This window comes from Stenotrophomonas indicatrix (assembly GCA_041545745.1).
GTDB classification, from domain to species: domain Bacteria; phylum Pseudomonadota; class Gammaproteobacteria; order Xanthomonadales; family Xanthomonadaceae; genus Stenotrophomonas; species Stenotrophomonas indicatrix_A.
Map to the genome: position 1 here is coordinate 3,050,756 of CP168152.1, position 17,047 is coordinate 3,067,802.

Consider the following 17,047-nt stretch of genomic DNA (forward strand, 5'->3'; position numbering starts at 1 on the left):
GAATACCTGTTCATACATTGATCTGGATCAAGGCTGTTTGAAGTAGTCGGTCACATCATTCACCCCGTAGACCACCCTTCCCGCCACCTGCAACGGCACTATCCAACGAGGTAGCCAGGCCATGATTGATCAGACAGTCGTAGAACTGTCGCGGCTGCAATTCGCTCTGACCGCGATGTACCACTTCCTATTCGTACCGCTCACGCTTGGCCTGTCCTTCATGGTGGCCATCATGGAAAGCGTGTACGTCATGACCCGCAAGCAGGTCTGGCGGCAGATGACCCTGTTCTGGGGCACCCTGTTCGGCATCAACTTCGCCATCGGCGTGGCCACCGGCCTGGTGATGGAGTTCCAGTTCGGCATGAACTGGTCGTACTACAGCCATTACGTGGGTGACATCTTCGGTGCGCCGCTGGCGATCGAAGGCCTGATGGCGTTCTTCCTGGAAGCGACCTTCATCGGCCTGTTCTTCTTTGGCTGGAAGCGCCTGAGCCCGGTCAAGCACCTCACCGTGACCTGGCTGATGGCGCTGGGCACCAACCTGTCGGCGGTGTGGATCCTGATTGCCAACGGCTGGATGCAGAACCCGACCGGTGCGGTGTTCAACCCCGAAACCATGCGCATGGAAGTGGTCGACTTCGCCGCAGTGCTGCTGAACCCGGTGGCGCAGGCCAAGTTCGTGCACACCGTCAGTGCCGGTTACGTGACCGGTGCGATCTTCGTGATGTCGATCAGCGCCCTGTACCTGCTGCGCAACAAGCACAGGGACATGGCCCGCCGTTCGTTCGCGGTGGCCGCAGCCTTCGGCCTGCTGTCCTCGCTATCGGTCGTGGTGCTGGGTGACGAGAGCGGTTACGCCGCCAGCGAGCACCAGAAGATGAAGCTGGCCGCGATCGAAGCGATGTGGGAGACCGAGCGTGCACCGGCTGACTTCACCGCCTTCGGCATTCCCAACCAGGACACCCACACCAACGACTACGCGATCAAGATCCCGTACCTGATGGGCCTGATCGCCACCCGTTCGCTGGACCAGCCGATTCCGGGCATCCTCGAACTGGTGGACCGTGCAGAGCACCGCATTCGTGGTGGCCAGATCGCCTACGGCGCACTGGAACGGGTGAAGAAGGACAAGAACGACCTCGAAGCCCGGGAAATGTTCGATCGCCATTGGCAGGATCTCGGCCATGGCCTGCTGCTGAAGCGCTACCGCGAAGACATCCTCAACGCGACACCGGAGGAAATCTCCAAGGCCGCGATGGATACCGTGCCGCGCGTGGCGCCGCTGTTCTGGACCTTCCGCATCATGGCCGGGCTGGGCTTCTACCTGATCGCCTTCTTCGCGCTGGCCTTCTACTACTCGTGCCGCAACAACTTCCAGGACAAGCGCTGGTTCCTGAAGCTGGCCGTGTGGAGCCTGCCGGCGCCGTGGATCGCGATCGAATGCGGCTGGTTCGTGGCCGAGTACGGTCGCCAGCCGTGGGCGGTGGATGGCGTGCTGCCCACCTTCTATGCGGCATCGGGCCTGGCACTGCATGAAATCCTGACCACGCTGGCGGTGTTCACCAGCCTGTACACGGTGCTGCTGATCATCGAAATCAAGCTGATGCTGAAGGCGGTCCGCAAGGGTCCGGACGACATCCTGCCGACGCTGCAGGCCGACATCCGCCCTGTTTCCCCCAATGCCGTTGCCCCCGGCCAGGCCTGAGGCAGGAGAATCCAGATGGAATTCATTGCACTTGATTACACCACGCTCCGCGTGATCTGGTGGCTGCTGCTCGGCATCCTGCTGGTCGGCTGGGCCGTCATGGATGGTTTCGATCTTGGCGTCGGCACCCTGCTGCCGTTCGTGGCCAAGACCGATGAAGAACGCCGGCTGGTGATCAACACCGTCGGCCCGGTCTGGGAAGGCAACCAGGTCTGGTTGGTGCTGGGTGGCGGCGCGATCTTCGCCGCATGGCCGCCGCTGTATGCGGTCAGCTTCTCCGGCTTCTACCTGGCGGTGTTTGCGATGCTGTTCGGGCTGATCCTGCGCCCGGTCGGCTTCAAGTACCGCAGCAAGCTGCCGTCCAAGCGCTGGCGCGACAACTGGGACCGCGTGCTGTTCGTCGGTGGCCTGCTGCCGGGCCTGATTGCCGGCGTCGCGGTGGGCAACGTGCTGCTGGGTGTGCCGTTCCACTTCGATGACACGCTGCGCGTGACCTACACCGGTTCGTTCTTCGGCCTGCTCACGCCGTTCGCGCTCATCGCCGGCCTGATCAGCGTGGCCATGCTGGTATCGCACGGTGCGGCCATGCTGGTGCTCAAGACCGACGGCCCGGTGGCCGAACGTGCAGCGCGCTACGGCAGCATCGCCGCCATCATCAGCTTCGTGTTGTTCGCCGCAGCCGGCGCCTGGGTGGCCTTCGGCCTGCCGGGCTATCAGATCACCTCGCAGGTGGTGACCGACGGGCCGACCAATCCGCTGCTGAAGACCGCCGAACTGGGGTCCGCCGCAGGTGGCTGGCTGCGCAACTACAGCAGCATGCCGGCAACGCTGGTGTTCCCGGTGCTGGGCCTGCTGGGTGCGCTTGCCAGCGCGGTGCTGCTGCGCGCACGTCGTGGCGGCCTGGCCTTCATCGCCTCGGGCGCGTCCATTGCCGGCATCATCCTCACCGTCGGCTTTGCGATCTTCCCGTTCCTGCTGCCGTCCTCCAGCCAGCCCACCTCCAGCCTGACCGTCTGGGACAGTTCGTCCAGCCACCTCACGCTGTGGGTCATGCTGCTGGCCACGGCCATCTTCCTGCCGATCATCCTTGCCTACACCACCTGGGTGTACCGCGTGCTGAAGGGCAAGACGACGGTCGAGGACATGGACGACAACCCCAACGCGTACTGATTGCCCGTGTGCCGGCCCAAGGTCGGCACACCCCCTCGCACACAGGAGATTGACCATGTGGTATTTCGCTTGGATTCTCGGCGCCGGCCTGGCTTCGGTCGTGGCCATCCTCAACGGGATGTGGTTCGAAGCGCGCGAAAGCGCCCGCGCCGACAAGGAAGTGCGTTGAAACTGTAAAAAAGGGTTGCCGATACGGCCTTCACACCGTATTCTTGGCGGCTCCTTCGGGGTGTAGCTCAGTCTGGTAGAGCGCTACGTTCGGGACGTAGAGGTCGCAGGTTCGAATCCTGTCTCCCCGACCACTTCGGTGGTCGCATTGAAGCCTGGTGAAGTCTTCCAGGCTTTTTTGTTCCCGCAGGAGTCGTTGCCACGGCAGCGAAGCAGAACGGTCTTCCCCCTTGCCGCCATCGGGGGAAATGGCTAGAATAGGCGGCTCCCTTCGGGGTGTAGCTCAGTCTGGTAGAGCGCTACGTTCGGGACGTAGAGGTCGCAGGTTCGAATCCTGTCTCCCCGACCACTTCGGTGGTCACCAAGAAGCCTGGAAGACATCACTGTCCTCCGGGTTTTTTTGTGCCTGCAATCCGGCACCCCCAGCTACGCCGCCATCAGCCACGTGCCGCCCCGCACCGGGGTCGAGGACCTTACGCAGCCGGCCACGTACAATGACCGCCTCTCCCCCACCTGCCACACCGGCCCCGTCCGGTGCGGGCGCTGCACGTCATCTGCATGACGTGCGCCACCTGCAAGGAGCACCGCATGACGTCCCCCACCTCTGCTTCGCCATCGCTGCTGCACGGCCGCCTGCTGGCGTTCGCCGCGATCCTGCTGGCGGCGATCAACCTGCGTACTGCGGTCACCTCGATCACCCCGCTGCTGGACGTGCTGGGCCAGCAGTTCGGCTTCGGCACCACCATGACCGGCGTGCTGGGCATGCTGCCGACCGCGTCGTTCGCACTGTTCGGCGTCGCCACCCCGGCGCTGGCACGACGCCTGGGCCTTGAGCGCACCACCCTGCTGGCAATGCTGATGGCTGCCGCCGGCCTGCTGCTGCGCTCCAGCGCCGGCAATGTCGGCACCCTGCTGCTGGGCTCGGTGATCGCACTGGCGGGCATGGGCATCGGCAACGTGGTGGTGCCGCCGTTGGTGAAGCGCTACTTCGCCAACAAGGTCGGCACCATGAGCACGCTGTACATCAGCGTGCTGCAGCTGGGCACGATGATGCCGGCGCTGTTGGCGGTGCCAGTGGCCAACGCCGCAGGCTGGCGGGTGTCGCTGGGCATGTGGGCGCTGCTGGCACTGGCTGCGACCCTGCCATGGATGCTGTTGGCGCGCAGTGCGCCCAAGCCCGTGCTGGACAGCAGCGATCCCACCGCGCAGCCGCACGGCAAGGTCTGGCGTACGTCGTTGGGCTGGAGCATGACGCTGATGTTCGGCATGACCTCGTTGATGACCTATTCGATGTTCACCTGGCTGCCGCGCATCGTGGTCGAAGCCGGCGCCACGCCCGCCTTCGGCGGGGTGATGGTCGCGGTGTTTTCGGCACTGGGCCTGCTGCCATCGCTAGTGATCCCATCGCTCGCGGTGCGCCTGCAGAATCCCTTCCCGCTGGTGCTGATCGGCTTCTCCGCCTTCGTCATCGCCTTCGCCGGCCTGCTGTTCGCCCCGATGAAGGCGCCGTTGCTGTGGGCCTGCCTGCTGGGCGTGGGGCCATCCACCTTCCCGCTGGCGCTGACCCTGATCAATCTGCGCACGCGCACCCCCACGGGCTCTGCGGCCTTGTCCGGCTTCATGCAGGGCGTGGGCTACAGCTTCAGCTGCCTGGGCCCGTTCCTGGTCGGCTGGCTGCACACCGTCAGCGAGGGCTGGACCCTGCCCTTCGCCTTCCTGTTCGGCTGTGCAGTGCTGATGCTGTGCGCCTCGTGGGTGGCCTGCAAGCCGCGCAAGCTGGAAGACCTGTGGTGACCGGACCGGCGGGCTGACGCCCGCCGCCGTGAAGCTGGACCCGCACACCCCACTACCACGATCTACACACCGCCACCGCAGCGGGTGACGTAGCGTGTCCAAAGCTGACCCGTTTCGTGTCCAGAACCGACCCTGCAACGCGCCGCACACCGGGGGGACGGCGCCACGTTGCCGCTGGCTGGCATGGTCGCAGGCACCAAAGCACCTAGCCGGGAAGACCAGTTGCAGCAGGACTGGCCGGTCCTGCAAGGACTTTCCGTCAACCAGGTACGGATAGGAAGTTGGCGCATTGGCAACGCACCGGTTATCGTTGGCATGTGATGTGCGTCACACTTTTGACGAATCGTTCAGGTATGGATGCTTAGGGGGTCTCATGGTTGTTCACCGTCCGCTGGCGCTGTGCGTCGGTCTGGCCTGCGCCACTCTGGCGTGCTGGGCCCACGCGGCCTCGCCGCCCACCGCGACCACGCGCGCCGACCGGCTCGCCGAAATCGGCCACTACCGTGACCAGGCGCGCTGGGTCGATGCCCTGGCGGCGATCGAGCGGGCGCAGCTGCGCGAGCCCAACGACGACCTGCTGTACAAGCTGCAGGTACTGACCCTGGGTGACATCGGCAATGCCCATCGCGCTTGGCGGCTCTATCAGGCCCGGCCCAACCTGTTCGACCAGGACCAGAAAGCGCGGCTGGAGGCCAACTATGTGGCCAAGCTGGTCAACTGGAGCTTGGCCTACGGCCAAACCGAAGACACCCGGCTGGACGAGGCCGAGGCTTCGCTGGCGGAAATGGAGCGGTACGTCGAGCGCGATGGCACAACACAGGCGCAGGCGCCGCTGCGGATCCGCATGGACCGGCTGATCCTGCTCAACCGTTTGGCCCGCCATGCGCAGGTGCGCGACGAGGCCCGGGCGCTGCAGCGCGAAGGCCAGGCCTTGCCCGATTACGTACTGCCGGCGGTCGGCGACTCGCTGATGGCCACCCAGAACCCGGAAGAGGCCATCCCATTGCTGGAGGCCGCCGCAAAGAACGATCCCTCGCGCTTCGAGTCACGCTCGGAGCTGGCCTATGCCTATCTGGAAACCGAGCAGGCGGAGAAGGCGGTGGGCTACCTGCAGGCCTGGCAGAAGGACGAACCGGCCTGGCGCTGGGGCGGCGGCAAGACCCCGTTCGAGAACTGGGCGCGTTACGAGGCCGACCTGAACCTGGCGATGGTGCGGGCCTACAGCGGCGACCTACCCACGGCCCAGCGCGAACTGGAAGCGCTGGTCGACGTCGGCCCGGGTAATGGCAGCCTGCAGACTTCGCTGGGCAGTGTCTACCAGATGCGCGGCTGGCCACGGCGCGCCCTGGAACGCCACCAGATGGCCTACACCCTGGACCCGCGTGACATCGCGCCGCGCCTGGGCATGTACGAATCATACGTGCAGCTGCAACGCGACGACCTGGCGCGACCGCTGCATGACGACCTGCTGGCCCGCTATCCAAGCCAGCCGGCAGTGCAGCGCATGGACCGCGACTGGCGCGCCCATCGCGGCTGGCAGCTGTTGGCCAAGGTCGAGGGCGGCCGCAGTTCCGGCGGTGGTGGCACCTCGCCGCTGGGCAACGACGACCTGCACTACGGCATGGAAGTCGCCTCGCCGGTGCTCAACGACCGCTGGCGCCTGTTCGCCTTCGCCGACCGCCGTTCGGTTACTTTCCAGGATCAGGATATCGATCCGCTGTGGATCGGTGCCGGCGTGCGCTACCGCTTCGACCGCCTCGATGCCGAGGCGGCGGTGATGCGCCCCAACGACAGCATCGGCGATACCGGCCTGCGCGGCGGCTTCGGCTGGCAGTTCAACGACCGCTGGCATGCCGGCGTAACGGCCGCCCGCAATGACCCCGAAGCCTCGATGCAGGCACGCGTGGCCGGCATCACCGCCGACAGCATTGCGGTTGCAGTGGACTACACCCGCAACGAACGTACCCACTGGAGTTTCGGCGGCAGCCAGTTCCGTTACGACGATGGCAATCGCCGCGATACGCTGAACAGTGCGATCGAACAGCGGTTGTTGACCCGCCCCCGCCTGTTGATCGATGGCCTGGGCAGTGTCTACACCAGCCGTGGCAGCCGCGACGACGCACCGTACTTCAACCCTTCGCGGGACCGCTCGGTGGAAGTGGGCCTGCGCATCGACCAGCAGCTGTGGCGCCATTACGAGCGCCACTTCCGCCATCGCCTGACGGTGTCCGTCGGCAACTACTGGCAGGAGGGCTTTGGCAGTTCAATCATTCCGACCGTGGCCTACCGCCACGAATGGCAGTTCGATCAAGGGCGGATCCTCGAGTACGGCGTGAGTTGGTCGCGGCCGGTCTACGACGGCCAACGTGAACGACATATCGGCTTCGATGCCGCGCTGCGCTGGGGAGAATGAGATGGAACGGATGCTTCGCAACCTGACGACCGTACTGCTGCTGGCGCTGCTGGCCCTGGCCCTGCCCGCCGCGGCCCAACGCGCCAGTTCGGCTGCGGAACTGGACGCAGCCGACAACGGCCTGCTGGTCCTCAGCTACCACGACGTGCGCGATGATGTGCTCGAGAAATCCGATGCCGACGCCTACGCGGTCAGCACGCAGAACTTTGCCGCGCACCTGGACTGGCTGTCCGCCCATGGCTATCACCCGGTGTCGCTGTCGCAGCTGGTCAAGGCTTCGCGTGGTGAAGCGAAGCTGCCCCCGCGGCCGGTGCTGCTGACCTTCGACGACGGCCTGCGCAGCGTGTACAGCCGTGTGTATCCGTTGCTGCGTGCGTACAACTATCCGGCGCTGGTGGCGGTGATCACCGACTACGTGGACATGGCACCAGGCCGCACCATCGACTACGGCTACCGTCCCTTCGGCCACGATGATTTCCTGACCTGGGACCAGCTGCGCGAGATGCAGGCCAGCGGCCTGATCGAACTGGCCAGCCATACCGACAACCTGCACCACGGCGTGCAGTCCAACCCGCAGGGCAACCAGACTCCGGCTGTGATCACCCGCATCTACGACCCCAAGGCGCGGCGCTATGAAAGCGCGCAGGAGTATGAGAAGCGTCTGCGCGATGATCTCGGCCGCAGCGTGCAGCGCATCGAGAAGGAACTGGGTGTGCGCCCGAAAGCGATCGTCTGGCCCTATGCCGCCTACAACCAGTTGAGCAACGACATCGCCGAGCAACTGGGCATGCCGGTGTCCTTCGACCTGGAAGGACGCAGCACGCCGGTGACCGCCGACCTGCATGGCCTGGCACGCCTGCTGGTGACCAGCAATCCGAACATCACTTCGCTGGCCTTCGAGCTGCGTCGCAACGTCAATCTGGACGGCACCCGTGCACTGCAGATCGATATGGACTCGGTCTACGACAGCGACCCGGCCCAGCAGGCGCGCAACCTGGATGCACTGATCGAGCGGGTGAAGCGGATCGGCCCGACCCATGTCTACCTGCAGGCCTTCGCCGATCCTGACGGCAACAACACCGCCGATGCCCTGTACTTCCCGAACCGCCACCTGCCGATGCGCGCGGACCTGTTCAACCGCGTCGCCTGGCAGCTGAAAACCCGTGCCGGGGTGAAGGTCTACGCGTGGCTGCCGGTGCTGGGCTATGAACTGCCCGATGCTGCGCAGCGTGCGGCGCTGGGCATCCAGAGCCCGGAACGCGATGGCATGTACCGCCTGGATTTCACCAAGCCACAGGCACGGCAGATCATCAAGGACATCTACGAAGACCTGGCAATCAATTCGTACTTCGAAGGCCTGCTGTTCCATGATGACGGCTACGTACGCGATACCGAACTGGCGCAGCTGCCACAGGAAGGCAGCGATGGCGGCCGCACCCAGGCGCTGATCGATTTCACCCTCGAACTGCGTGACAGCGCACAACGCTGGCGTCCCAAGCTGGGCACCGTGCGCAACCTGTACGCGCAGCCGGTACTGGAGCCGCAGAGTGCGGCATGGTTCGCCCAGCGCCTGGACCTGTTCAACCAGGCCTACGACCGTACCGCACTGATGGCGATGCCGTGGATGGAAGGCAGCCGCCGTCCCCAGCGCTGGATGGACCGCCTGGTGGTGGCAGTGCGCGAGCACGACCCGGACCTGAAGCACACGATGTTCGAGCTGCAGACCGTGGACTGGCGCACGCAGACGCCGATCAGTGGCGAACAGCTGCGCGCGCAGATCCGCCGCCTGCAGGCGCAGGGCGTGCGTCATTTCGCGTGGTACCCGGACGATTTCATCGCCGACAAGCCGTCGACCCAGGATGCACGCGCGGCGATGTCCGCGCGCAACTTCCCGTATCCGGAGAAGTGACGTGGACATGAATCCGTGGCTCAACGCCATGTTCCAGTTCGCCTTCTTCTACCCCATGGTGATGGCGTTCTTCTGGATGTCCGGCGGCCTGTACTACTTCTTCCGCCGTGAGCGGAAGTCGCGGCCGCGCAACGACCCACCCCCGATGGCGGAGTATCCGTTCGCCAGCCTGCTGATCCCGTGCCACAACGAATCGGCGAACCTGGACGACACCCTCGGTGCGGCACTGGCCCAGCGCTACCCGGACTTTGAGGTGATCGCCATCAACGATGGCAGCACCGACGACACCGGCACCCGCCTGGACGCGCTTGCAGCGCTTCATCCGCGCCTGCGCGTGGTCCATCTGGACCGCAACCTGGGCAAGGCCAACGCGTTGCGCATGGGCGCGCTGGCCGCGAGATCGGAATACCTGGTGTGTATCGACGGCGATGCCATGCTGGAAGAGTTCGCCATGCACTGGATGGTCTGGCACCTGACCAGCGGCACGCGCGTGGGTGCGGTGACCGGCAACCCGCGCATCCGCAACCGCTCCACCCTGCTTGGCCGCCTGCAGGTGGCAGAGTTCTCCTCGATCATCGGCATGATCAAGCGCGCCCAACGCGTGTATGGCCGCATCTTCACCGTGTCCGGCGTCATCGCCGCGTTCCGTCGCACCGCCCTGCACCGCATCGGCTACTGGGCCGACGACATGGTTACCGAGGACATCGACATCAGCTGGCGGCTGCAGCTGGATCATTGGGACATCCGCTACGAGCCCAACGCGCTGTGCTTCATCCTGATGCCGGAAACCCTGAAAGGGCTGTGGCGGCAGCGCCTGCGCTGGGCACAGGGCGGCGTGGAAGTACTTCTGCGCCACGGTGCTTCGTTGTTCAGCTGGCGCAAGCGGCGGATGTGGGGCGTGCTGCTGGAATACATCCTCAGCGTGCTGTGGGCCTACACCATGCTGGTGATCATCCTGCTGTGGGCAGTGGGCAAGTTCATCCCGATGCCGCCGTCGCTGTACATCGATACGTTGCTGCCGCAATGGCATGGCGTGATCCTGGCCCTGGTCTGCCTGCTGCAGTTCGCCAGCAGCCTGATCATCGACAGGCGTTACGAAACGCATATCGGCCGCAACTATTTCTGGGTCATCTGGTACCCGATGGCGTACTGGTTGATCAGCCTGTTCACCACGCTGGTGGCGCTGCCCAAGACTCTGCTCAGGCGGCGTGGCAAGCGTGCCACCTGGGTTAGCCCAGACAGGGGTATCCGATGAACGCACAACGCCAGACGGCAGCCAGGACACCGTCCAATCGCTTCGACTCGCGCCTGATCCAGAAACCGCGCAAGCAACCCCGCCTGCAACGCACCGCCTGGGGGTTTGTGACCCTGGCGTTCTGGGGGTTCTACTTCTATCTGTGGGCGCCACTGGTCACGCTGGTGTCCTGGTTGCTTGGTGGGCAGCTGGCGTGGTTGCAACTGTACGAGCGCAAGCAGCATCTCGACCCGTTCGTGATCATCGCCCTGCCGGTGATCCTGGCCGGCTGCGCGCTGCTGCTGATCGCCTGGGCCGAGTACAACCGCTACCGCTTCGCCGGCAAGGAACGGCGCGGCCCGCACGAGGACGCAAGTCGTGCGGAGATCGCCCATTCGCTGGGCGCCAGCGATCAGCTTGCCGAACAGATGTTCAATGCAAAGGCCATCACCCTGCACATGGATGAGCATGCGCGGCCGCTGGGCATGACTGCGCAGCTGTTGAGATAACGTGGGTTCGGCCGGGCGGCGCCCGGCACCTGCAGAGGCAACGGCAACGGCCGACGCAACAGCAACGGCAAAAGCTGGGTTCCGTGGGATGGCGGGGCGGTGTCGGATTGCGGGGACGCCGCAAGTACGTCCTTGTAGGCTTGGCCGCGGCATCCATGCCGCGGACACCCCGCAATCCGACACCGCCCCACCTCTGACAGATTTCCGCAATCTGGTAGATCCACGCCATGCGTGGATGAATTTCCATCGGAATCGAATATTTCGATAATTCATCGAAGATCATCCACGCATGGCGTGGATCTACGTGTCGACCAAGGTCGACACCTACCAACAGCAGCACAGAATGCCGTTCCGACAGCTCGCGGAAATCTGTCGAAGGCGGGGTGGGTCCGGTTGCGGGGGTGTAAGCGCCATGGATGGCGCGCCCAAGCCTACAGGGACGTACTTGCGGCGTCCCCCGCAACCGGACCCACCCCGCCATCCCACAGGAACCCGGCTTTTGCCGTTGCTTCGGCCGTTGCCGTTGCCTCTGCGGGTGCCGGGCGCAGCCCGGCCGTGAACCTACCTTCGGACCTGGCCTTCGCCGCGCACCACGAACCGTTCGACTGTGAGCGCTTCCAGCCCCATCGGGCCATAGGCATGCAGGCGCGTGGTGGAGATGCCGATCTCGCTGCCGAGGCCAAGCTGGCCACCATCGGAAAAACGCGAAGACGCGTTGACCATCACCACCGCCGAGCGCAATGCGCTGACGAAACGCTCGGCACTGGCCGCGTCTTCGGTGGCGATCACTTCGGTGTGGTCGGAGGTGTAGGTACGGATGTGCGCGATCGCTGCGTCAAGATCGTCAACCACGCGGACCGCCAGTACCAGGTCAAGGAACTCGGCGGCATAGTCGTCCTCACTGGCCGCAATGCTCCCCGGCAGCAACGGCTGCGCGCGCGCGTCGGCACGCAGCTGCACACCACGTTCGGCCAGCGCCTGCGCAGCGCGCGGCAGGAAGTCTGCGGCACTGTCCCGGTGCACCAGCAGGGTCTCCAGTGAATTGCACGCGGAGGGGCGACTGCACTTGCCGTCCACCAGCAGATCGAGCGCTTTCGCTGCATCGGCACTGGCATCGACGAACAGGTGGCAGACACCCTTGTAGTGTTTGATCACCGGTACCCGCGCGTGTTCTGCAACGAATCGGATCAGGCCTTCGCCGCCGCGCGGGATGGCTAGGTCGATCAGTTCATGCAGCTGCAGCAGTTCCAGCATGGCTTCGCGGCGCAGGTCGGTCAGCACCGTCACAGCGGCAGGGGGAACGCCATTGGCCTTCAATGCTCCGGCCAACGCCTGGGCGATGGCGGTGTTGGAATGGATGGCCTCCGAGCCTCCACGCAGAATCACGCCATTGCCCGCTTTCAGGCACAGCGCGGCGGCTTCGGCGGTCACGTTCGGTCGCGCTTCGTAGATCATCGCGATCACCCCCAGCGGCACGCGCACCTTCTGTACGCGGATGCCGTTCGGACGTACGTCGTCGCGGGTCACCTGCCCGACCGGGTCCGGCAGGCCCGCCACCTCACGGACGGCGTCGGCCATCGCCAACAGGCGCGCCGGATCGAGTGCCAGGCGGTCGAGCATCGCGCTGCCCACGCCCTTGTCGCGGGCGGCGGCCAGGTCGCGCGCATTACCCGCAAGAATCTGCCCGGCATTGACCTCCAGCGCCTGCGCCATCGCCAGCAGCAGCGCCCTGCGGGCATCGCTGTCGAGGCCAGCGACCACCTGGGCTGCGTCACGGCAGGCGCGGGCCTGCGATTCGATCTCACTCATCGGGACATCCTGCAATGGGTTCATGGCAGCACCAGATCGTCGCGATGGACGACGGTTCCGCCGTAGTTGTAGCCGAGCACGGTCTGGATGTCGCGGGTGTGGCGGCCGGCAATGCGGCGCACATCATCGGCGGCGTACTGGCTGACACCACGGGCCACGCAGACCCGGCCAGCTTCGGTGTTCCAGCACACCTGCACCATGTCACCACGGCGGAACGCGCCTTCGGCACCGGTGATGCCACCGGGCAGCAGTGAGGCGCCCTTCTCGCGCATCGCCTGCGCTGCGCCGGCGTCGATCAGGATCGCGCCTTCGGCCAGCGGCGCGTGCCGCAGCCAGTGCTTGCGGGCGGCCTCGCGGCTGCGCGCCGCATGGATGCGGGTGCCGAACAGGCGATCCTGCGCCAGCGCGCGCACCACCTCGCCGCTGCGGCCGTTGAACAGATAGGTTTCGATGCCGACACGACCGGCCTTGGCCGCGGCCTCCAGCTTGGTGCGCATGCCACCGGTACCGGCGACTGAACCGGCACCACCGGCCATCGCCAGCACGGCATCATTCAACTCGGGCACGTCGTGCAGCGGCCGTGCATCGGCATGCGTGCGCGGGTCGGCACTGTACAGACCATCGATGTCGGTGGCGATGAAGAGTGCATCGGCATCGACCAGCGCCGCCACGGTCGCGGCCAGGTTGTCGTTGTCGCCGAGCTTGAGCTCGTCCACCGACACGGTGTCGTTCTCGTTGACCACCGGCAGCGCACCCAGCCGCAACAACTCGTTGAGGGTTGCCCGCGCGTTGAGATAGCGACGGCGGTTGCGCAGATCGTCATGGGTCAGCAGCACCTGCGCCACCGGGCGCTCGAAGAAGCGCTGCCACAGACCGATCAGCCGCGCCTGGCCGAGGGCCGCCAACGCCTGCCGCGCCGCCATCGCCGCACCGGGTTCATCGGCCCTGGGCAGGATCGCGCGGCCGGCAGCGACCGCGCCGGAGGAAACGATGACGACCTCGCGCCCAGCCAGTACGTTGGCCGAAACGAACTGGGCCAGGCCCAGCGCATGACGCGGCGACAGGCCACCACCGTCGGCGGCAAGCAGGCTGCTGCCGACCTTGAGCACGGCACGCCGCCACGACGGCAGCGCTTGTTCGGGGAACGGCGATGCAACGTGGGCGGCGTGGACAGTCATCAGGGGCGCCTCAGCGGGTATTCCATTCATGAACGCTCAGCGCCGATGCCTGCATCGTCACCAGCGGATCGGTGGCGACGATGGCCTGTGCCTGCGCAAGGCCGTCGACGTTGCACAACACATAGGCACCACCACTGCCATCGGCAAAGCCGCCGGTCAGCTGCAGCTTGCCCTCGGCCTGCAGCGCATCAAGGAAGTCGCGGTGCGGTTGCACCACGGCGTCGGTGAAGCCCGGCAGGCGCATTGCCAGCACCAGGTAGACAGTGCCGGCCATCAGGACAGCGCCTGCCAACGCGCGCGCAGTTCATCCAGGCGCAGGTCCGACGCCGAACCCGGTGATACACGCGCCGCCAGGCTGCCTTCCGGCGTACGCCCCTGCCCTGCGCTGTCGGCACCGGCGGCAGCGGCCTTGTAGGCCTCGCGGAACGGCACGCCCGCCACCGCAGCTTCCACCGCGACATCGGTGGCGTACATGCCCGAATCGATCGCTGCACGCAGCTTGTCATCGCGCCATTCCAGGTTGGCCAGCAGCGCCGGCAGCAGCTCCAGCGCGGCCAGGCCACGGCCGAAGCCGTGGAAAATGGCGCCCTTGGACGACTGCAGGTCGCGGTGGTAGCCCGATGGCAGCGACAGCAGCTGCTCGATCTCGGTACGTGCGGCGGCGACGCTGGCATGGGTCGCCCGCATCAGCTCGATCACGTCCGGATTGCGCTTGTTGGGCATGATCGAACTGCCGGTGGTGTACTGCGCCGGCAGCGCGACGAAACCGAATTCGGCGCTGGTGAACAGCGAGAGATCCCAGGCGATGCGGCGCAGGTCCAGGGTCGCGCCGCCAAGCGCTTCCAGTGCAGCCAGTTCGAACTTGCCACGCGACAGCTGTGCGTAGATCGGCGAGATCTGCATGCGCGCAAAGCCGAGCGCGGCGGTGGTGTGCTCGCGATCCAGCGGCAGGTTCACGCCGTAACCGGCGGCGGTGCCAAGCGGATTGGCATCGACCAGTGCGTGGGTATCGCGGGCACGCACGGCGTTGTCGATGAAGGCTTCGGCCCAACCGGCCCACCACATGCCGGCCGAGGACACCACGGCACGCTGGATGTGGGTGTACCCGGGAATCGGCAGATGCTGCTCGGCCTGCGCGCGGTCAAGTGCAACCTTGGCCACTTCGGCGCTGACCTGCGCCACGCGCTGCAGCTTCTCCTTCAACCACAACCGGGTGGCGACCAGGATCTGGTCGTTGCGGCTGCGGCCGGTGTGGATCTTGCGGCCAGCATCACCAAGGCGCTCGGTCAACCGTGCCTCGATCGCCGAATGGCCATCTTCATATTGCGTATCCAGCACGAAGTGGCCTTCACGGAAGTCCTGCGCCAGCACCTCCAGCTCGCGCAGCAACCCGGCCAGTTCGTCGGCGCTGAGGATGCCGATGTGCTGCAGGCCCTGCGCATGCGCGGCGCTGGCAGCAATGTCATGCAGGAAGAACTCGCGATCGAGGATCACGTCGTCGCCGGCGAGGAAGGTCTGGATCTGGGCATCGACAGCGACGCCGGGCTTCTGCCAAAGAAGGTCTGCCATGGGGAGCTCCTGTACGGTTTCAGTGCGGGATCGACGTCAGTTCGTCGATGCCCAGCGCAAGATTGAGGTTCTGCATGGCCTGGGTGGCCGCGCCCTTGAGCAGGTTGTCCAAGGTCGCCACCACCACCACCCGCTTGCCGCCCGGGGCGAGCGTGAAGCCGCCGACCTGGGCACCGTGGCGGCCAGCGATGCGGCTCACCCACGGCGCCTCGTCCACGACCTCGATGAGTGCTTCACCGGCATAGGTCTGCTGGAAGCGCTCGACGATCTGCTCCCGCGTCTGCACGCGGTTCAACCACAGGTTGGCGGTGAGGGTGATGCCACGGAAATGCGGCGCGACGTGCGGCATGAATTCGACCGCCACGCCCAGCTGCACGGATACCTCGCGCTCGTGCACGTGGTTGGTCAGCGAATACGGCATCAGGTTGTCGGCCAGCAGCTCGACGTTGTTCTTGTCCGATGGCGAAGTGCCCGCACCGGAGTAGCCGGACACGCCGAAGCACTGCGGTGGACCGGCCAGCAGATCCAGCAGCGGATGGATCGCCAGCTGCATCGCGGTGGCATAGCAGCCGGGGTTGCTGATGTGCTTCTGCCCGCGGTAGCGGCTGCGGGTTAGCTCGGGCAGGCCGTAGTACCAGCTGTTGTCGAAACGGAAGTCGGCCGACAGGTCAACGATCACCGTGTCCGGCTTCGCCGTCTCCAGCGCCGCTACGAACGGTGCGGCCAGGCCGTTGGGCAGGGCCAGGATCACCGCATCCACGCCCTTGGCGGCAACGGCGTCAGCGTCGAGATTCTCGAACTGCAGTTCACCCTGCCATTGCGGATAGTGGTCGGACACGCGCTGCCCGGCCAGTTCGCGCGAAGACACGAAGCCCAGCTGCAGGTTCGGATGCGCTGCCACCAGACGGATCAGCTCAGCGCCGGTATGGCCGCGGGCGCCGACGATACCGACGGTGAACGAAGAGGAAGTGCTCATGCGTGCGTGCTCATGCGTGCGAGTCGAGGCGGTGCTGCAGGTGGCGTTTCACGCCCTGCCATTCTGCGTCGATGATGGAGAAGATGACGGTGTCGCGCGGTGTGCCGTCGGGATGGCGACGGTGATTGCGCAGCACGCCATCCTGCTTGGCGCCGAGGCGTGCGATCGCGGTGCGCGAGGTGAAGTTGAACCAGCTGGTTTCAAACACCACGCTCAGGCATTCCAGTCGCTCGAAGGCATGGCTGAGCAGCATCAGCTTGGTTTCGGAGTTGACCCCGGTGCGCTGCACCGACTCGCCATACCAGGTGTAGCCGATGCTGAGCCGCGGCACGTCAGGCTGCAGATCGTAGTAGCGGGTGGTGCCGACGATCTGCTCGTTCGCATCGAATACCACGAACGGCAGCACTTTGCCCTCGGCCTGCGCCTGCAGCGCGGCCTGCACATAACCGGTCATGGTCTTCACATCGGGCACCTGGGTGTACCAGAGCCGCGACAGCGCACCGTCGCCCAACGCACCGCGCAGGCCATCGATATGGCTCATCTGCAGCGGCTCCAGCCGCGCATGCGTGCCGGTCAGTGTAGGCACCTTGGTCCAATCTGCGTGGTTCATCGC

At 65.6% G+C, this 17,047-nt stretch carries 14 protein-coding genes and 2 tRNA genes; 10 read left to right on the top strand and 6 right to left on the bottom strand.

All coding sequences use genetic code 11. The annotated features are described in order from the left end of the window. Positions 1 to 121: 121 nt before the first annotated feature. From ACEF39_RS14045 to pgaD, 10 genes are all read left to right on the top strand, one after another. On the top strand, positions 122 to 1,705 hold the full coding sequence (locus tag ACEF39_RS14045; protein WP_099821188.1) for a cytochrome ubiquinol oxidase subunit I: 1,584 nt from the start codon (positions 122 to 124) through the stop codon (positions 1,703 to 1,705). A gap of 15 nt (positions 1,706 to 1,720) precedes the next feature. Further along, on the top strand, positions 1,721 to 2,875 hold the full coding sequence (gene cydB / locus ACEF39_RS14050; RefSeq protein ID WP_025876453.1) for a cytochrome d ubiquinol oxidase subunit II: 1,155 nt from the start codon (positions 1,721 to 1,723) through the stop codon (positions 2,873 to 2,875). Between the two features lie 55 nt (positions 2,876 to 2,930). Then, positions 2,931 to 3,044 (top strand): cytochrome bd-I oxidase subunit CydX, encoded by a 114-nt coding sequence (gene cydX, locus ACEF39_RS14055; protein ID WP_025876452.1) that lies wholly within the window; start codon positions 2,931 to 2,933, stop codon positions 3,042 to 3,044. A 56-nt stretch (positions 3,045 to 3,100) separates the two neighbouring features. Continuing rightward, positions 3,101 to 3,177 (top strand) — tRNA-Pro (locus ACEF39_RS14060). A gap of 138 nt (positions 3,178 to 3,315) precedes the next feature. Then, positions 3,316 to 3,392 (top strand) — tRNA-Pro (locus ACEF39_RS14065). A gap of 239 nt (positions 3,393 to 3,631) precedes the next feature. Then, a complete protein-coding gene (locus ACEF39_RS14070) occupies positions 3,632 to 4,837 on the top strand; it encodes a CynX/NimT family MFS transporter (RefSeq protein ID WP_500285498.1) in 1,206 nt (401 codons plus the stop codon). Between the two features lie 373 nt (positions 4,838 to 5,210). Further along, on the top strand, positions 5,211 to 7,250 hold the full coding sequence (gene pgaA / locus ACEF39_RS14075) for a poly-beta-1,6 N-acetyl-D-glucosamine export porin PgaA (protein WP_500285499.1): 2,040 nt from the start codon (positions 5,211 to 5,213) through the stop codon (positions 7,248 to 7,250). Position 7,251: 1 nt separating this feature from the next. Beyond that, positions 7,252 to 9,159 carry a poly-beta-1,6-N-acetyl-D-glucosamine N-deacetylase PgaB gene (gene pgaB / locus ACEF39_RS14080; RefSeq protein WP_500285500.1) on the top strand — a complete coding sequence of 636 codons (1,908 nt, stop codon included), beginning with the start codon at positions 7,252 to 7,254 and terminating at the stop codon, positions 9,157 to 9,159. A 7-nt stretch (positions 9,160 to 9,166) separates the two neighbouring features. Then, positions 9,167 to 10,414, top strand: coding sequence for a poly-beta-1,6-N-acetyl-D-glucosamine synthase (gene pgaC, locus ACEF39_RS14085; RefSeq protein WP_500288027.1), 1,248 nt, complete (start codon positions 9,167 to 9,169; stop codon positions 10,412 to 10,414). Beyond that, positions 10,411 to 10,902 (top strand): poly-beta-1,6-N-acetyl-D-glucosamine biosynthesis protein PgaD, encoded by a 492-nt coding sequence (gene pgaD, locus ACEF39_RS14090; RefSeq protein ID WP_500285501.1) that lies wholly within the window; start codon positions 10,411 to 10,413, stop codon positions 10,900 to 10,902. Before pgaC ends, pgaD begins: the two co-directional genes overlap by 4 nt. A 561-nt stretch (positions 10,903 to 11,463) precedes the next feature. Here the strand turns inward: pgaD and ACEF39_RS14095 are convergent. From ACEF39_RS14095 to ACEF39_RS14120, 6 genes are read right to left on the bottom strand one after another with little or no spacing between them, the layout of a single operon-like run. Further along, positions 11,464 to 12,735, bottom strand: coding sequence for a glutamate-5-semialdehyde dehydrogenase (locus tag ACEF39_RS14095; RefSeq protein ID WP_500285502.1), 1,272 nt, complete (start codon positions 12,733 to 12,735; stop codon positions 11,464 to 11,466). Continuing rightward, positions 12,732 to 13,889 carry a glutamate 5-kinase gene (proB, locus tag ACEF39_RS14100; RefSeq protein ID WP_500285503.1) on the bottom strand — a complete coding sequence of 386 codons (1,158 nt, stop codon included), beginning with the start codon at positions 13,887 to 13,889 and terminating at the stop codon, positions 12,732 to 12,734. The genes ACEF39_RS14095 and proB overlap by 4 nt, the downstream gene beginning before the upstream one ends. A gap of 10 nt (positions 13,890 to 13,899) precedes the next feature. After that, a complete protein-coding gene (locus ACEF39_RS14105; protein ID WP_500285504.1) occupies positions 13,900 to 14,163 on the bottom strand; it encodes a YciI family protein in 264 nt (87 codons plus the stop codon). Continuing rightward, positions 14,163 to 15,458 (bottom strand): argininosuccinate lyase, encoded by a 1,296-nt coding sequence (argH, locus tag ACEF39_RS14110; protein WP_336030001.1) that lies wholly within the window; start codon positions 15,456 to 15,458, stop codon positions 14,163 to 14,165. Before argH ends, ACEF39_RS14105 begins: the two co-directional genes overlap by 1 nt. 19 nt (positions 15,459 to 15,477) lie before the next feature. After that, entirely contained in the window at positions 15,478 to 16,434 is a 957-nt protein-coding gene (gene argC / locus ACEF39_RS14115) for an N-acetyl-gamma-glutamyl-phosphate reductase (protein WP_500285505.1), read from the bottom strand. Positions 16,435 to 16,444: 10 nt separating this feature from the next. Beyond that, entirely contained in the window at positions 16,445 to 17,044 is a 600-nt protein-coding gene (locus tag ACEF39_RS14120; protein ID WP_500285506.1) for a GNAT family N-acetyltransferase, read from the bottom strand. Positions 17,045 to 17,047: the final 3 nt, after the last annotated feature.